The following is a 16,118-nucleotide window of genomic DNA, read 5'->3' on the forward strand; positions in this document are numbered from 1 at the left end:
CAACTTAGAACACCCGATCGGAGAGCAGGCCCATCAGGTACTGGCCATACCCACTCTTAATCAGTGGCTGGGCCAGGCGCTCGAGTGCAGCGGCATCAATCCAGCCTTGGCGCCAGGCAATCTCCTCGGGGCAGGCCACCTTCAGGCCCTGTCGCTTCTCGATGGTCTGGATGAACTGGCCGGCCTCTAGCAGGCTTTCGTGGGTGCCGGTGTCGAGCCAGGCCTGGCCGCGGCCCATCACTTCCACCGTGAGGGCGCCCTGCTCCAGGTAGAGCCGATTCAGGTCAGTGATCTCGAGTTCGCCACGCGGCGAGGGCTTGAGCCCTTTGGCAAGACCGACCACCTGCTCGTCGTAGAAATAGAGGCCCGTCACTGCGTAGCGACTCTGTGGCTTGCTCGGCTTTTCCTCGAGTGAGATCGCCCGCCCGGCCTCATTGAAGGCGACCACACCGTAGCGCTGTGGGTCCGTCACCGGGTAGGCAAAGACCGTGGCCCCAGCGGTCTGCGCTGCCGCCCGGGTGAGGTCTGGGCCGAGGTCGTGGCCATAGAACAGGTTGTCCCCAAGAATGAGGGCACTGGGTCGGCCTGCGATGAAGTCCTCCCCAATGAGAAATGCCTGAGCCAGGCCATCGGGCGAGGGCTGCACCGCGTATTGAATGGAGAGGCCCCACTGCGAGCCGTCGCCAAGCAGTTGCTCGAAGCGGGGCGTGTCTTGTGGGGTGGAGATCAGCAGGAACTCCCGAATGCCCGCAAGCATTAAGGTGGTGAGCGGGTAGAAGACCATCGGCTTGTCATAGACCGGCAGCAGCTGCTTGCTCACGGCCAGCGTGGCCGGGTGCAGGCGTGTGCCCGACCCGCCCGCCAGGATGATGCCCACGCGGCGGGGTGTATTCACTCCGCTCATGGAGTCGCTCCAGTGGCGGTGGCTCTTGCCCGTGGGGTTCCGGTGGCTGCTTGCGCGCCACTCCCCCGTGTTGACCCTTTACTCGCCGCAGCAGATTCTCCAGCGGCCTGCCCCGCCGCCCCATATTGCTTGGTCATCCACTCCCGATAATCGCCGCTCTGTACGCTCTCAATCCAATGGGCGTTCGCGAGGTACCAGGCTACGGTCTTGCGAATGCCTGTTTCAAAGGTTTCGCTCGGCTTCCAGCCCAGGGTTTGATGGATCTTGGTGGCATCAATCGCGTAGCGGCGGTCGTGCCCCGGGCGGTCCTTCACGAAGTGAAGCAGGCGCTCGTGCTGGCCACCCGCGGCCTTCGCCGTGGTGGGGCTTAGTTCATCGAGCACTGCACAGATCGTCTTCACGATCTCCAGGTTCGGCCGCTCATTCCAGCCACCAATGTTGTAGACCTCGCCTGGGGTGCCGGCCGCGAGCACGCGCCGAATGGCCGCACAGTGGTCGCCCACGTAGAGCCAGTCACGTACGTTCATGCCATCGCCATAAATGGGCAGCGGCTCCCTATTGAGCGCCCGGGTGATGACCAGCGGAATGAGTTTTTCGGGGAACTGCAATGGCCCGTAGTTGTTGGAGCAATTGGTGGTGAGCACCGGCAGGCCATAGGTGTGGTGCCAGGCGCGCACCAGGTGGTCGCTTGCGGCCTTGCTCGCGGAGTAGGGGCTGTTCGGGGCGTAGGGGGTGGTCTCGGTGAAGGCTGGATCGGATGGCCCAAGTGAGCCGTAGACCTCATCCGTAGAGACATGCAGGAAGCGGAATGCGGCCTGGTCGCCTGCCGTAAGGCTGCGCCAGTGGGCGAGCGTGGCCTGCAGCAGCGAGAAGGTGCCCTCCACGTTGGTGCGCAGAAAGGCCTGAGGGCCTTCGATGGATCGGTCTACGTGGCTCTCGGCTGCGAAATGCACGATTGCCCTTGGTTGGTAGGTCTCCAGCAGTTCAGCCACCAGGGCCGTGTCGCAGATGTCGCCCACCACCAGCGTGTGCCGGGCATCGCCCGAGAGGCTAGCCAGGTTTGCCGCGTTGCCGGCGTAGGTGAGGGCGTCCAGGTTCACCACGGGCTCTTCCTCGGCTGCAAGCCAGTCGAGCACGAAGTTGCTGCCGATGAAGCCGGCGCCGCCGGTCACGAGAATCATGCGGGAAGTGTAATGGCTCTCGCCGCGCTGCCCGGAGAGGTGGACGCGGGGAGGCGCATTCGTCTCGGCATGGTCGCTTCGCTCCAACATGCCTCGCCAAACGCACCTCCCCTTGCCGCTAGGAGATCGCTGAGGTCGGCCAGGGGGCTCTGTTGATGCTGCCGGCACGTTGGGGACGCCCCTCTGAGGCATGTTGGAGCGGAGCGACCATGCCGAGGAGGGGTTTCCCTAACGTGCTCTCAGCCGCCCCGGGCCGCCCTCAGCACCCCAATGTTTCACCCATTTGACATCCCCCAAATGGCCGGTCATAATTCCGCTTCTTCGCTTCTGGCGAAACGCTCTTTAACAACCAACAGCCGATAAGTGTGGGCATTTGGGCTGAGATGCAAGTCTCAAAAAACCAAATGCTCAACAGTTGAACAAGTATGGTTTTTCGAAAGAAAAATCTCGTCAGCGTTGAGTTTTAAAAATTGCAGAGATTGAACTGAAGAGTTTGATCCTGGCTCAGATTGAACGCTAGCGGCATGCCTTACACATGCAAGTCGAACGGCAGCGGGCTCTTCGGAGCGCCGGCGAGTGGCGAACGGGTGAGTAATACATCGGAACGTACCCAGTAGCGGGGGATAGCCCGGCGAAAGCCGGATTAATACCGCATACGCCCTACGGGGGAAAGGGGGGGATCGTAAGACCTCTCACTATTGGAGCGGCCGATGGCTGATTAGCTAGTTGGTGGGGTAAAGGCCTACCAAGGCAACGATCAGTAGCTGGTCTGAGAGGACGACCAGCCACACTGGGACTGAGACACGGCCCAGACTCCTACGGGAGGCAGCAGTGGGGAATTTTGGACAATGGGCGAAAGCCTGATCCAGCAATGCCGCGTGTGCGAAGAAGGCCTTCGGGTTGTAAAGCACTTTTGTCAGGGAAGAAATCGTTCGGGCTAATACCTCGGGCAGTTGACGGTACCTGAAGAATAAGCACCGGCTAACTACGTGCCAGCAGCCGCGGTAATACGTAGGGTGCAAGCGTTAATCGGAATTACTGGGCGTAAAGCGTGCGCAGGTGGTTCGTTAAGACAGTTGTGAAATCCCCGGGCTTAACCTGGGAACTGCAATTGTGACTGGCGGACTAGAGTTTGGCAGAGGGGGGTGGAATTCCTGGTGTAGCAGTGAAATGCGTAGATATCAGGAGGAACACCGATGGCGAAGGCAGCCCCCTGGGCCATGACTGACACTCATGCACGAAAGCGTGGGGAGCAAACAGGATTAGATACCCTGGTAGTCCACGCCCTAAACGATGTCTATTAGTTGTTGGGTCTTCATTGACTTAGTAACGAAGCTAACGCGTGAAATAGACCGCCTGGGGAGTACGGCCGCAAGGTTAAAACTCAAAGGAATTGACGGGGACCCGCACAAGCGGTGGATGATGTGGATTAATTCGATGCAACGCGAAAAACCTTACCTACCCTTGACATGCTAGGAATCCCGCAGAGATGTGGGAGTGCTCGAAAGAGAACCTGGACACAGGTGCTGCATGGCTGTCGTCAGCTCGTGTCGTGAGATGTTGGGTTAAGTCCCGCAACGAGCGCAACCCTTGTCATTAGTTGCTACGAAAGGGCACTCTAATGAGACTGCCGGTGACAAACCGGAGGAAGGTGGGGATGACGTCAAGTCCTCATGGCCCTTATGGGTAGGGCTTCACACGTCATACAATGGTCGGTACAGAGGGCTGCCAACCCGCGAGGGGGAGCCAATCCTTTAAAACCGATCGTAGTCCGGATTGGAGTCTGCAACTCGACTCCATGAAGTCGGAATCGCTAGTAATCGCGGATCAGAATGTCGCGGTGAATACGTTCCCGGGTCTTGTACACACCGCCCGTCACACCATGGGAGCGGGTTTTACCAGAAGTAGCTAGCCTAACCGTAAGGAGGGCGGTTACCACGGTAGGATTCGTGACTGGGGTGAAGTCGTAACAAGGTAGCCGTATCGGAAGGTGCGGCTGGATCACCTCCTTTCTAGAGCATCGCATCAACGCTCAAGTGCTCACGCTTATCGGCTGCTAGTCTGGGTCTGTAGCTCAGTCGGTTAGAGCACCGTCTTGATAAGGCGGGGGTCGTTGGTTCGAATCCAACCAGACCCACCACCGTCGCAGCGATTCTGTTTTACGGGGGTGTAGCTCAGCTGGGAGAGCACCTGCTTTGCAAGCAGGGGGTCATCGGTTCGATCCCGTTCACCTCCACCAGATTTAGTAGTTAGCGCCCTCGGGCGCGCACAGGTTTCGCAGTAAATGTTGTATCGGCTGCTCGTTCTTTAACAATTTGGTCTTCGTGTGAAATTAATGTGATGAGCATTAAATTTCACCAGTTATGTGATTGTTTTAATCACAAAACTCTCAAGTATGCGCGTGTAGTTATATTCATCGGCAAAGTTGTAAATTGATCTATAACTGGCCAGCTAGCCAAATAAATCGGTGATTCGTCACCAAAGTTATAGAGTCAAGTGAATAAGTGCATATCGTGGATGCCTTGGCGATTACAGGCGACGAAAGACGTTGTAGGCTGCGATAAGCCTCGGGGAGCTGCCAAACAAGCTTTGATCCGAGGATTTCTGAATGGGGAAACCCACCCGCAAGGGTATCCCGTGCTGAATACATAGGCACGTGGAGGCGAACCCGGTGAACTGAAACATCTAAGTAGCCGGAGGAAAAGACATCAACCGAGATTCCGAAAGTAGTGGCGAGCGAAATTGGAACAGCCTGGAAGTTTTAGCATCTTTGTTAACAGAACGCTCTGGAAAGTGCGGCCGTAGTGGGTGATAGCCCCGTATGTGAAAACATTGGTGTGGAACTAAGCTTCGAACAAGTAGGGCGGGACACGTGAAATCCTGTCTGAACATGGGGGGACCATCCTCCAAGGCTAAATACTCGTAATCGACCGATAGTGAACAAGTACCGTGAGGGAAAGGCGAAAAGAACCCCGGGAGGGGAGTGAAATAGATCCTGAAACGATATGCATACAAACAGTCGGAGCCCGCAAGGGTGACGGCGTACCTTTTGTATAATGGGTCAGCGACTTACGTTTAGTAGCAAGCTTAACCAATAGGGAAGGCGTAGGGAAACCGAGTCCGAACAGGGCGTTCAGTTGCTAGGCGTAGACCCGAAACCGGATGATCTACTCATGGCCAGGTTGAAGGCAAGGTAACACTTGCTGGAGGACCGAACCCACTAGTGTTGCAAAACTAGGGGATGAGCTGTGGGTAGGGGTGAAAGGCTAAACAAATCCGGAAATAGCTGGTTCTCCCCGAAAACTATTTAGGTAGTGCCTCGCGTATTGCTCCAGGGGGTAGAGCACTGTAATGGTTGTTGGGGTCATTGCGACTTACTTCGCCATAGCAAACTCCGAATACCTGGAAGTATTAGCGCGGGAGACAGAGCACTGGGTGCTAACGTCCAGACTCAAGAGGGAAACAACCCAGACCGCCAGCTAAGGTCCCCAATATTGACTAAGTGGGAAACGAAGTGGGAAGGCATTGACAGTCAGGAGGTTGGCTTAGAAGCAGCCATCCTTTAAAGAAAGCGTAATAGCTCACTGATCGAGTCGTCCTGCGCGGAAGATGTAACGGGGCTAAGTCAATAACCGAAGCTGCGGATGCACATTTATGTGCGTGGTAGGGGAGCGTTCTGTACGCCTGCGAAGGTGTCTCGTAAGGGATGCTGGAGGTATCAGAAGTGCGAATGCTGACATGAGTAGCGTTAAATAGAGTGAAAAGCTCTATCGCCGAAAGCGCAAGGTTTCCTACGCAACGTTCATCGACGTAGGGTGAGTCGGCCCCTAAGGCGAGGGTGAAAACCGTAGCTGATGGGAAGCAGGTTAATATTCCTGCACCATTGTTCAATGCGATGGGGGGACGAAGAAGGTTAGCTCAGCCGGGTGTTGGATGTCCTGGTTTAAGCATGTAGCCGTGCCTGGTAGGCAAATCCGCCGGGCTTAGGTGAGGTGTGATGACGAGAGGGCTTGCCCTCGAAGTGAGTGATACCCAGCTTCCAAGAAAAGCCTCTAAGCTTCAGTTGAACAAGACCGTACCGCAAACCGACACTGGTGCGCGTGCTGAATATGCTCAGGCGCTTGAGAGAACTCAGGAGAAGGAACTCGGCAAATTGATACCGTAACTTCGGGAGAAGGTATGCCGCTAGTAGGTGAAGGAGTGCATCCGGAGCCAAACGCGGTCTCAGAGAATCGGTGGCTGCGACTGTTTATCAAAAACACAGCACTCTGCAAACACGAAAGTGGACGTATAGGGTGTGACGCCTGCCCGGTGCCGGAAGGTTAAGTGATGGGGTGCAAGCTCTTGATCGAAGCCCCGGTAAACGGCGGCCGTAACTATAACGGTCCTAAGGTAGCGAAATTCCTTGTCGGGTAAGTTCCGACCTGCACGAATGGCGTAACGATGGCCACACTGTCTCCTCCTGAGACTCAGCGAACTTGAAGTGTTTGTGATGATGCAATCTACCCGCAGCTAGACGGAAAGACCCCATGAACCTTTACTGTAGCTTTGCATTGGACTTTGAACCGGTTTGTGTAGGATAGGTGGGAGGCGTTGAGACCAGGTCGCTAGATTTGGTGGAGCCAACCTTGAAATACCACCCTGATCTGTTTGAGGTTCTAACCTTGGCCTGTTATCCAGGTCGGGGACAGTGCATGGTAGGCAGTTTGACTGGGGCGGTCTCCTCCTAAAGGGTAACGGAGGAGTTCGAAGGTACGCTTGGTACGGTCGGAAATCGTGCCTAAAGTGCAATGGCAAAAGCGTGCTTGACTGCGAGACCGACAAGTCGAGCAGGTGCGAAAGCAGGACATAGTGATCCGGTGGTTCTGTATGGAAGGGCCATCGCTCAACGGATAAAAGGTACTCTGGGGATAACAGGCTGATACCGCCCAAGAGTTCATATCGACGGCGGTGTTTGGCACCTCGATGTCGGCTCATCTCATCCTGGGGCTGTAGCCGGTCCCAAGGGTATGGCTGTTCGCCATTTAAAGAGGTACGTGAGCTGGGTTCAAAACGTCGTGAGACAGTTTGGTCCCTATCTGCTGTGGGCGTTGGAAGTTTGAGGGAGCCTGTTCCTAGTACGAGAGGACCGGAATGGACGCACCTCTGGTGTACCTGTTGTCACGCCAGTGGCATTGCAGGGTAGCTAAGTGCGGAAGAGATAACCGCTGAAGGCATCTAAGCGGGAAACTCGTCTCAAGATTAGACTTCCCGGGGCCTCGAGCCCCCTAAAGGGTCGTTCAAGACCAGGACGTTGATAGGCTGGGTGTGGAAGCGCAGTAATGCGTGAAGCTAACCAGTACTAATTGCCCGTGCGGCTTGACTCTATAACTTTGTTGATGAGTCAACGCCATACTCGAGAAGTGATTGAAATCAAAAACATACTGTGTGGGTCGGTTCGTCGCCGTCCCACAACGAAGACCAATATTGTTGCCAAGTTACGCCTGATGGCCATAGCGAGTTGGAACCACCCCTTCCCATCCCGAACAGGACCGTGAAACGACTTTGCGCCGATGATAGTGATCACTCGATCGTGAAAGTAGGGCACCGTCAGGCACCTCAAAAAGAAACCCCGGTCAACGCAAGTTGGTCGGGGTTTTTGTTTTGGGTGGGTTGCTATTGCCCCTGCTTCACGGCCGCCAGCTGCTTCGCGACCTCCTCATAAAGCGCAATGTGCTCACGAGCAACGTCATCCCAGCTTCGCCGAAAGGCAGGCACCGCCTCTGCCAAAGAGAGCATCGCCTCGCAAGCTTTCACCCAGTTCTTCAGAGCCGAATCCACGGGGAGCACCACGCCGTTTGAAGCAGATACATCTGCTGCAGCACCACAGGCATCACTCACCACCACGGGCACCTGCGCCGCCATCGCTTCCGAGATCACCATACCGTAAGGTTCTGAGCGTGCTGGGTGCAAGAGAAGGTCTAGCTCATGCAGTTCGGGCTTGGCATCCTTCCAACCCATGCACTCCACCGCAAAGCCATGGCCTGAAACCAAATGCTTGATCTCAGTAGGGTCGGGCCCGTAGATGCGCAGCACAAGTTTGGGCCGCTGGCGGGTTAAGGCTGCACAAATGGCAAGCGCCGTCTCGAGCCCCTTGCGCCGCCATTCTTTGCCGACAAAACCGATTACGCCAGCATCCCAGGAAACTGCTCGAAAAGCCCGCGTGGGCAAGTCTTCAACGCCGGGAGGAATGGGCCTACGGAGCCGGCCGCCAATGCAGGGGTAGTAGTGCGCCAATGTAGATGCAATGTTTGAAGAGTTCGGCACCACCGCAAGAACACTCGGAGCGCAGACCTCTCGCCGCTCCATCCAAAGGTAAGCCAACACCCGTAGGGACCACCGCCGCCAGAACGGGTAGGTGTGAATCAGCGCGAACGGCGGGCCATGAAAAGTGGTGACATGGTGGACGGATGTGCGCTCGTGGGAATGGACTACCGACCCCGGGGGAAGCTTGGATAGAACCTTCCCAACCGTCCACGAAAAACGCAAAAGTCGAAACCAACTTGGGCCACCACGGGAGGGGGCTACCTGCACTGCGGGGAGCAAACCACCGTGGGATAATGAGACCTGCTCAGACTCAGTGACAATGGACGCCGCCACGCCCTGCCTAAGCAATGCATGAACCAATGACCACACATAAGACTCCATCCCGCCCCTTGCTTCGAAACGACGAACAACCATCACGATGCTGAGACTCTCAACCTTAGGCCTACCTACTGGCCTTGGGCGCTCGAAGTTCGAAGACTTGCTCATCCAACTATTCTGCCTGAGCTTGCTGTTGATTCCCGTGGGCTTTCTCACCGTCAAGAGTTGGGTGACCACGCTATCGTTGGTTGCATTCCTGCTGTCACTGATGCTGTTATTCGCAACACACAACTACAGAGGCGGCAACGGGCCTTCTAGGCCATGGAATCGAGACCGATTGCTACCACTGTTATTCGCATCACCACTCCTCATTGACTTAATCGCCCAACTTGGTAGGCAAGAGTGGGCGCCAAGTCAACTAGACGCACCTGCGCGGCTCCTCATTTTCATTCCTATTTACGTTCTATTAAGACGGCTCAATCTAGACTTAAGCCGGAACTTCATCACATACATGGCTATGGCGAGTCCACTCGCATTGATCCACCTCGCCATAGACCCGTCTTACTACTGGGGTGACCGATGGGCCACATCACCATCTGATCCAAATACCCTTGGGCTATTCTGTGGCGCACTAGTGGCACCCTCAATCGCAAAACTTGCGACCGGCGCATCTTCTAAGCCAATGTTAGCAATACATACTCTGTCGATTACCTGTGGAACGCTTATCGTTATGGGAAGCCAATCAAGGATCGCTTTCCTCGAACTCCTGAGCCTCCTCTGTCTCGGACTTATTCTCGGTGCCAAAGAGAAAGGACTGCGGACTTTCTTACCTGCCATCGCCTCGGCATTCGTGATTGGCACTGGTCTGGTTTGGTCTAACCCTGGATACCAGCACCGGATCGCATCTATTTATATCGAATTATCACAATGGCAAGAAAGTGAAAACCAACCCTCCTCGGCCGCCACTCGGTTGGACATGCTAGAGGTCAGCGTGTTACTTTTAAGTAAGAGGCTGCTGTTTGGTTACGGCGATGGAAACTACCAACATGTCGCACGACAACTCCCAGATTACCCACGACTGCTTTATGCTGTGGAGTCAATTCACAATACCCCGCATAACGAGATTCTGACCAAAGGTCTGAGGTCAGGCATCGCCGGGGCAGCCGCATCTGGACTGCTGTTGCTCGTACCCATCATCACATTTGTGCGTCGCGCGTTCCGTAAGAAATCCACCATTGGATCGATCGCAATTGCCGGAGGCATGTTTTCTCTAGGAATTCTTCTAGCGTCCTTTAGCATGGCAGTATTCAGCCTTGCCTTCACGACTAGTTTCTTTGCAGTTTCTATGGCGATCTTCCTGGCTGGGAGAGATCACGATAAGCGACTCGAACACATCTCAGAAAAATGAATGTCACAATTACCTTTGCCTGCTATAACCAATCTAGCTACACAGAAAAGTGCATGACGAGCCTCGTTGCTGCGGGTACAAATCTCGACCAAGTTGTTGTCGTCGATAACTGTTCGAACGACGACACTATGGAGGTTCTTCAGAGGTATCCCCAGGCACATACAATCAGCAACAAACAAAATATGGGCTGTGGCGTAGCCTGGAACCAGGGCGCGCTCCTGAGGCAGACTGAGTGGACGGTGGTCATGAACAACGATATTGTTGTCTCCCAGAACTGGTTGACGGGCCTTGTTGAATCTGCAGAGAGGAACCAGTTGAAAATTGCATGTCCCGCAACAGTAGATGGAAGCGATGACTATGACATCCAAGCAGAGGCTCTGCGAAGAGGAGAGGCTGCGATCAACACCGTCCGACTGGGTTCGGTGCATGCCGTCTGTATGCTCATACACAGCAGTGTTTGGAAAGATGTTGGGTACTTCAGAGCAACACCAAAACTTCTGGGTTACGAAGACACAATCTTCTTTGACGAGTGTCAGAAAGCAGGAATACCGATGGGCACGGTTGGTTCCTCATGGATCCATCACTATGGCTCTATCACTCAAGATGCCATGAGGAAGGAGAGGGGCCTAACAAAGAAGGCTGGCCTTGGAGACCGCCACAACTACAGGTTGCTAAATAAAAGTCTCTGGGAGCGAAAACTGGATAAGTACAAGAAGCTGAAAGCTTTGAAGCGCTACGAAAATGAGGAACTTTCCTCGTTGGGATTCAGCCTACATGGCCACAAGAAACCCAATGAACCAATTAATTGGCGAATCTACAACTAACTTGGCGCACAAACTCGCTTAATTGTTGTCTGAAAACAAGCCTCTCACCCAACGTATAGGCCTGAAACGTTGCAAAATCTCGAGAGAACACGTCATCGTATGCTCGGAGTACTTCGCGAGATACCGACTCAAACTGTTGAACGAAGTCTGGCGCGCGCTCGTTGAGCTTGTAGCGCGTTGGTATTGGAACATCCCGAGGATTTGAAGCGGTCCCTCTAAGTCCCGTAATAAGTGCACAACCCTGACTTACAGCCTCTCTCGGCATTCGGTCCCTACCGGGATGCGGTCCAAAGTCGACAAACATCTTTGAACGACTATAGAGCTCTCGAAGTTCTCTAGGAGACAACCCTACCAATCCCTGAAACTTTATATCTGGAAGGAAGCGACGAAGGAGCGCGACAGCCTTGCCGCTCTTTTTGGCGTTGTAGAGGACGACATCTGAGCGATCCCTACCCTTGACTTGCGGAACATCCTGGAGAAATAGCGGGTTGAGATAGTCGGATAGACTCAAGGGGTGCAACCCGTGAAGAGCGAGGTGGTCATCTACAGTGGCAGACTGAGAAAGATGTCCCAACGAACTGAGTGACTCTAGTCTCCACGGCCGACGGGCTCGAACACGAGACTTGAGATAACGAAACCCGTCTCTCAACGCCGAATCACCTTTGTGACTATAGTAGTTGGACAACGAAAGCCACCAGAGGAATCGGTGACAACTCTTTAACCTGAGCGCAAGCATTGGGTATACCTCGGGAATGATTACAACGCTGTCAGCAGCATCCTCAAAAACCCCAGCGACAGCCCCGTAACATTGATAGTTTGTTGGCACTTCTTGCTTAAGGGTGAAGGGTAGATAGCTAATGTATGCATTCAAGCCCATGCCCCGAAGTTCTCCAGCCAACATGTGAAGTGCCTCGGGACCCCCAGTCTCAACACCCCCGGGACACACGACATAAAACGGTACGTCTTTAACGTCCATCGGCTTCCCGGTTCTGGATCTCCATGGCCCGGAGATATCTGTAAAAGGTACCTTCAAAATTTCCAACAGCGATGATTAGGCCTGGCCCACCATCAAGACATCCAAGCTTAAAAACATAGTGCTTAAGGAAGGACCACGCCCCATGAAGAAAAGCGGTCCAAACTGTAATACTTCTGCCCCTCAATCTCGCCGCGCCTAAAGCAGAGTACTTATCGGCCTTTCTAAGAACCTCACCGACGTCCTTGAATGGAAACTGGAGAATCGCATTACGCAGGTACCCCGGTGGCTTCTGGGTGTGCACAACATACCCCTCGTGAACTGGAAGAGTGTCATAGGTAAGCGATCCGCGCTTGAACAGCTGAGGCTGCCTGTAGTTGGGGTACCACCCGGAGTATCGAATCCACCGACCAAGGAAAAAATTTTTACGAGGAACAAAATAATAATCAGTCGTCGAGGACCCGCGCGACAGTAACTCATAAATCTCGTTTTCAACCTCGGGGGTACAACGTTCATCCGCATCGAGACTCAATATCCAATCAGTGGTGCAAAAATTCAGAGCAGCATTGCGTAGTGGCCCATACCCCTCGAAGGCCACGTGAAACACCTTTGCGCCAAGCGCTTCAGCCAACTCCGTTGTTCCATCAGTGCTATGGGAGTCAATGACAATTACTTCGTCAGCCCAAAGCACACTGCGAATAGCCCCCTCGATCTTGTCGATCTCGTTGTAGGCAATGATGTAAGCCGTTATGGTCCCCCGCCGCCCCTGTCGCGTAGATGCGGTGGCATTCATGCTGCCGCCTCGGCTGTGTCGGTCGAGCGCCGATATAAATCCTGGTACAGACCGGGTGAACTAATGAGCAAGTTATGGGTTCCTGATTGCACAACTCGGCCCTGCTTCATCACAACAATCGAGTCTGCTGCCTCAACGGTGCTAAGTCGATGTGCAACGATGATCGTCGTGCGACCCAGTCGAAGACGGTGAATGGCCTCTTGAATGAGCAGCTCAGACTCGTTGTCTAACGCGGACGTGGCTTCATCAAATATAACAATGGGAGCATCCTTGAGAAAGGATCTGGCAATGGCAAGTCGTTGTCGCTGTCCACCACTCAACTGAACTCCGTTGTCGCCAATAACTGTGTTTTCACCAAGGGGAAGAGACTCAACGAAGTCGAGGAGCGCCGCGCTCGAAATCGCGTTAAGCACTTCTGCATCTGTGGCCGTTGGGCGGCCATATCTCACATTATTCAAAATGCTATCGTTGAAAAGAGTTATGTCTTGCGTGACGAGAGAAATCTGTTGGCGCAGAGAATCGAGTCTGATTGAGCGTGTGTCGATCTCGTCAATTGTTATACGACCTTGATTAATCTCGTAAAGTCTTGGAATGGCATGTGCCAGTGTGGTTTTTCCGCCCCCACTTGGACCAACCACAGCGCAGGTACTGCCAGCTGGTATGTGTATGGAGACGCCAGACAACGCAGGCTCACTGCGGGATGGGTAAGTAAGGGTAACGGACTCGAACCTAATGTCACCTGCAGCGCGTTCAATCAACTTGTCACCGGTCTCAACTTCAGATGGCTGGTCAAGCATTGAGAACACATTTTGGGAGGCAGCAAGTCCCTGTTGGAGTTGCCCGTTGATGCTCGCTAGATGCTTGAGTGGGCTAAACATCATGAGCATTGCAGTAATGAACGATACGAAGTCCCCGACAGTGGCTTCACCCGCTCGCGACTGAAACAAAGCCAGCGTAATAACGACGGCCACACCAATGGCTGCTATAAATTGACTGATGGGGGACTGTAGTGAGGAGGCAACCGCAAGCCGCATCGCTTGTCCTCTGTAAGCATTGTTCGCCACATCGAACTTGGCCTGCTCTGCGTTCCTGCCATTAAATATTTTGATCACTTTTTGGGCCGAGATAGCTTCTTCGACAATCTTGGTCAGTTGGCCGATAAAGTGCAGGTAGCGGTGGCTTATGCCTCGCATCCTCCGAGAAAAGTAGAGCGACATTAACGCGAGAAGGGGAGCTAAAAGCAGTATCACGAGCGTGAGCTTCCAGTTAAGCCAGATCATCCATCCGAGCAAGCCTAATAGAACAAGAGAATCCCTTACAAGAATCGTGATGACGTTGGTTGCGGCCAGCAGCATGATCTGTGCCTCGGAGACCAGCTTCGAAATCAGTTCGCCCGATGAGGTTTGATCAAACCGTGAACAAGGAAACGAGACAATCTTGCCGAAAATCTCCGATCTGAGATCCCTAAGAACATTGTTGGAGATCCATTGGATGCTATAAGTGGAAGTGAAGCTAGATATACCTCTGACAACAAAGATAACAACCACAATGACGGGCGCCCACCAAATGTTAAAGCCCTCGCTGGGCTGCCCAAAACCATTGTCCAGCAGTGGCTTCATAAGAGCGGGGAAGGCAGTTTCGGTGGCTGCTGTGATGAGCATGGCACCAAAGCCAACAGCGAAGCCTACCCAATACTTGAGGGAGTATCTGAGTAATCGCCGGTAAACTTTGCCAATAGATTGGCTGGATCCGCTACTCATTGGACAGGATACTCTAGGCCCTTGAGCGCACAGGTTTTGAAATTTGATATTGCTTGATTGAGGACGGCTCTATTCTTTTCTTCGGAATCGCGACTCGCTTCCGGATGCCATAAATGTAGAACAGGTGAGCTATACCTTAGGCTCTTGACACGAAGACCACTGTTAATGAGTCGTATGGCGAACTCCGAGTCCTCATATCCCCAACCCTCCAATTGCTCCTCAAAGCCTCCGACTTTAATTGCATCTTGCCGAGAGACCGAGAAATTGCACCCACGAACGAGAGCATAGTCTTTTGGTTTGCTTAGCCGCCAACCCCAATCGGGCAGCGATATGAATGGTGAAATACGGTTGATGTCTCCGCGAAGGTACCTGTAGAGCCACATCAGCGAACTCCTGCTTGGCTGCCCGCTGTGGTTGGCACTACTCTCTATGCGCTTTGTATATCCTGCGCTGAGCAGAACCCTCTGACCTGCACATACAACTTTGGGTTCATAAAGCATCCGATGAGACGAGACAAAGTCGCTCATTGGGATACAGTCGCCGTCGAGAAAGATAAGAAGGTCTGCCTTTGATGCGCAAATGGCTTGATTGAGTATGCGCGTTTTGCGAAAACCTTCGTCTGGCTGCCACAGGTGCTTGATACAGGGAAGGCTGCTACAGAAGGACTCGATGAGTATTCGGGTATCTGCTGTTGATCCATCATCGGCGATGATGATCTCAGTGGGTTGCTCCGTTTGACTCGCCAAGCCTCTTAATACAAGTGAGAGGGCTTTGGGGCGATTGTAGGTGCTCAGAACAACCGCGACGTTCATTGGCTCAACGAAAACTCTAGTGTCTGAATTGGCGTTAGCTTCCGAACGTACAACTCTGCAGGAAGCCTCTTAAGCCGTTGGATGGGACGCTGCCACCCTCCACCCACGGAGAGATACTCAATCCACCCTTTTGTATCAAGTCGATGAAGCGTGCGGTCAATTGTGTGCCTTTGGGGGAGTGCACCCGGTTTGGGTAAGTCTCTACGCCCAAAGAGCACTCTGATGTTCCCGTTGTCGACAACGCGAAGGGGAGCGAACCACTCGTCCGCAGCGAAAAGCAGGGTGGCCGTGCTGTAGTAAATCAAATGCGCCTGAAAAAATATGTTGGCTGGAGAGGCATCTGCTTGTTCAATGTTTGGTACTTCGATCAACGCATACCCGCCTGGAACGGTAAGTGCGTAGAGTGCCTCAAACACAGCCTTCGGGTTGGGCATATGTTCGAGAACGTGGAACATGCTGACGACTTGATAGCTGCCGGCAGGCACATCCGATAGTTCTCGTGTCTGAACCTCAATCCCGTAAGCATCTCTGGCGAACTCCGAGTACCCATGATTTGGTTCAATTCCAACTGATACGAACCCATGCTTCTGGGCTGCGTAGACCACTTCGCCTCCGCCAGCGCCCACGTCGAGATGTGTGATGCCTGACGGCCCCTTACCCTGCTCAGCCAAGCCCGAGATAAGAAACTCAATCCGTTGTTTTGCCGCAATGCCAGCACGGAAGATATGCTTATTCTTGGGTTGATATGTCTTTTTGTAGTCGGTTCGATAGTGATGGGAATAGTAGGCCCTGAGCGCGTCCTCTGTTGGAAGTGGCGACTGCTGAACCAATCCGCAAGA

At 53.7% G+C, this 16,118-nt stretch carries 9 protein-coding genes, 2 tRNA genes and 3 rRNA genes; 7 read left to right on the plus strand and 7 right to left on the minus strand.

The window, feature by feature from the left end:
- Positions 1–4 precede the first annotated feature (4 nt).
- Both rfbA and rfbB read right to left on the minus strand, forming a co-directional pair.
- Positions 5–904 carry a glucose-1-phosphate thymidylyltransferase RfbA gene (gene rfbA / locus AC8GDA_RS01025; protein WP_506556473.1) on the minus strand — a complete coding sequence of 300 codons (900 nt, stop codon included), beginning with the start codon at positions 902–904 and terminating at the stop codon, positions 5–7.
- Positions 901–2,085, minus strand: coding sequence for a dTDP-glucose 4,6-dehydratase (gene rfbB / locus AC8GDA_RS01030; RefSeq protein ID WP_506556474.1), 1,185 nt, complete (start codon positions 2,083–2,085; stop codon positions 901–903). The genes rfbA and rfbB overlap by 4 nt, the downstream gene beginning before the upstream one ends.
- 481 nt (positions 2,086–2,566) lie before the next feature.
- Between rfbB and AC8GDA_RS01035 the strand changes: the two genes are divergently transcribed.
- The 5 genes from AC8GDA_RS01035 (at position 2,567) to rrf (ending at position 7,680) form a co-directional block, all read left to right on the plus strand.
- Positions 2,567–4,097 (plus strand): 16S ribosomal RNA (locus tag AC8GDA_RS01035).
- A gap of 51 nt (positions 4,098–4,148) precedes the next feature.
- A tRNA-Ile gene (locus AC8GDA_RS01040) sits at positions 4,149–4,225 on the plus strand.
- 23 nt (positions 4,226–4,248) lie between these two features.
- Positions 4,249–4,324: transfer RNA gene (locus AC8GDA_RS01045), tRNA-Ala, on the plus strand.
- A gap of 251 nt (positions 4,325–4,575) precedes the next feature.
- Positions 4,576–7,451 (plus strand): 23S ribosomal RNA (locus AC8GDA_RS01050).
- A gap of 116 nt (positions 7,452–7,567) precedes the next feature.
- A 5S ribosomal RNA gene (rrf, locus tag AC8GDA_RS01055) occupies positions 7,568–7,680 on the plus strand.
- The 16S, 23S and 5S rRNA genes sit together here with 2 tRNA genes alongside, the layout of an rRNA operon.
- A 60-nt stretch (positions 7,681–7,740) precedes the next feature.
- Here the strand turns inward: rrf and AC8GDA_RS01060 are convergent.
- Positions 7,741–8,877 carry a glycosyltransferase family 4 protein gene (locus tag AC8GDA_RS01060; RefSeq protein WP_506556475.1) on the minus strand — a complete coding sequence of 379 codons (1,137 nt, stop codon included), beginning with the start codon at positions 8,875–8,877 and terminating at the stop codon, positions 7,741–7,743.
- Positions 8,878–9,343: 466 nt separating this feature from the next.
- Here AC8GDA_RS01060 and AC8GDA_RS01065 point away from each other — a divergent pair, with 466 nt between their 5' ends.
- Entirely contained in the window at positions 9,344–10,117 is a 774-nt protein-coding gene (locus AC8GDA_RS01065; protein WP_506556476.1) for an O-antigen ligase family protein, read from the plus strand.
- A 53-nt stretch (positions 10,118–10,170) separates the two neighbouring features.
- On the plus strand, positions 10,171–10,941 hold the full coding sequence (locus AC8GDA_RS01070; protein ID WP_506556477.1) for a glycosyltransferase family 2 protein: 771 nt from the start codon (positions 10,171–10,173) through the stop codon (positions 10,939–10,941).
- Positions 10,942–11,906: 965 nt separating this feature from the next.
- Here AC8GDA_RS01070 and AC8GDA_RS01075 read toward each other — a convergent pair.
- Genes AC8GDA_RS01075 through AC8GDA_RS01090 form a run of 4 tightly spaced genes read right to left on the minus strand, consistent with a single transcriptional unit; the run spans position 11,907 to position 16,109 of the window.
- Positions 11,907–12,707 (minus strand): glycosyltransferase family 2 protein, encoded by an 801-nt coding sequence (locus AC8GDA_RS01075; RefSeq protein WP_506556478.1) that lies wholly within the window; start codon positions 12,705–12,707, stop codon positions 11,907–11,909.
- Entirely contained in the window at positions 12,704–14,467 is a 1,764-nt protein-coding gene (gene msbA / locus AC8GDA_RS01080; RefSeq protein ID WP_506556479.1) for a lipid A export permease/ATP-binding protein MsbA, read from the minus strand. The genes AC8GDA_RS01075 and msbA overlap by 4 nt, the downstream gene beginning before the upstream one ends.
- Positions 14,464–15,279, minus strand: coding sequence for a glycosyltransferase family 2 protein (locus AC8GDA_RS01085; RefSeq protein ID WP_506556480.1), 816 nt, complete (start codon positions 15,277–15,279; stop codon positions 14,464–14,466). The genes msbA and AC8GDA_RS01085 overlap by 4 nt, the downstream gene beginning before the upstream one ends.
- A complete protein-coding gene (locus AC8GDA_RS01090) occupies positions 15,276–16,109 on the minus strand; it encodes a class I SAM-dependent methyltransferase (RefSeq protein ID WP_506556481.1) in 834 nt (277 codons plus the stop codon). Before AC8GDA_RS01090 ends, AC8GDA_RS01085 begins: the two co-directional genes overlap by 4 nt.
- Positions 16,110–16,118: the final 9 nt, after the last annotated feature.

This window comes from Hahnella aquatica (SeqCode), assembly GCF_965194505.1.
Lineage (GTDB): Bacteria > Pseudomonadota > Gammaproteobacteria > Burkholderiales > Burkholderiaceae_A > Hahnella > Hahnella aquatica.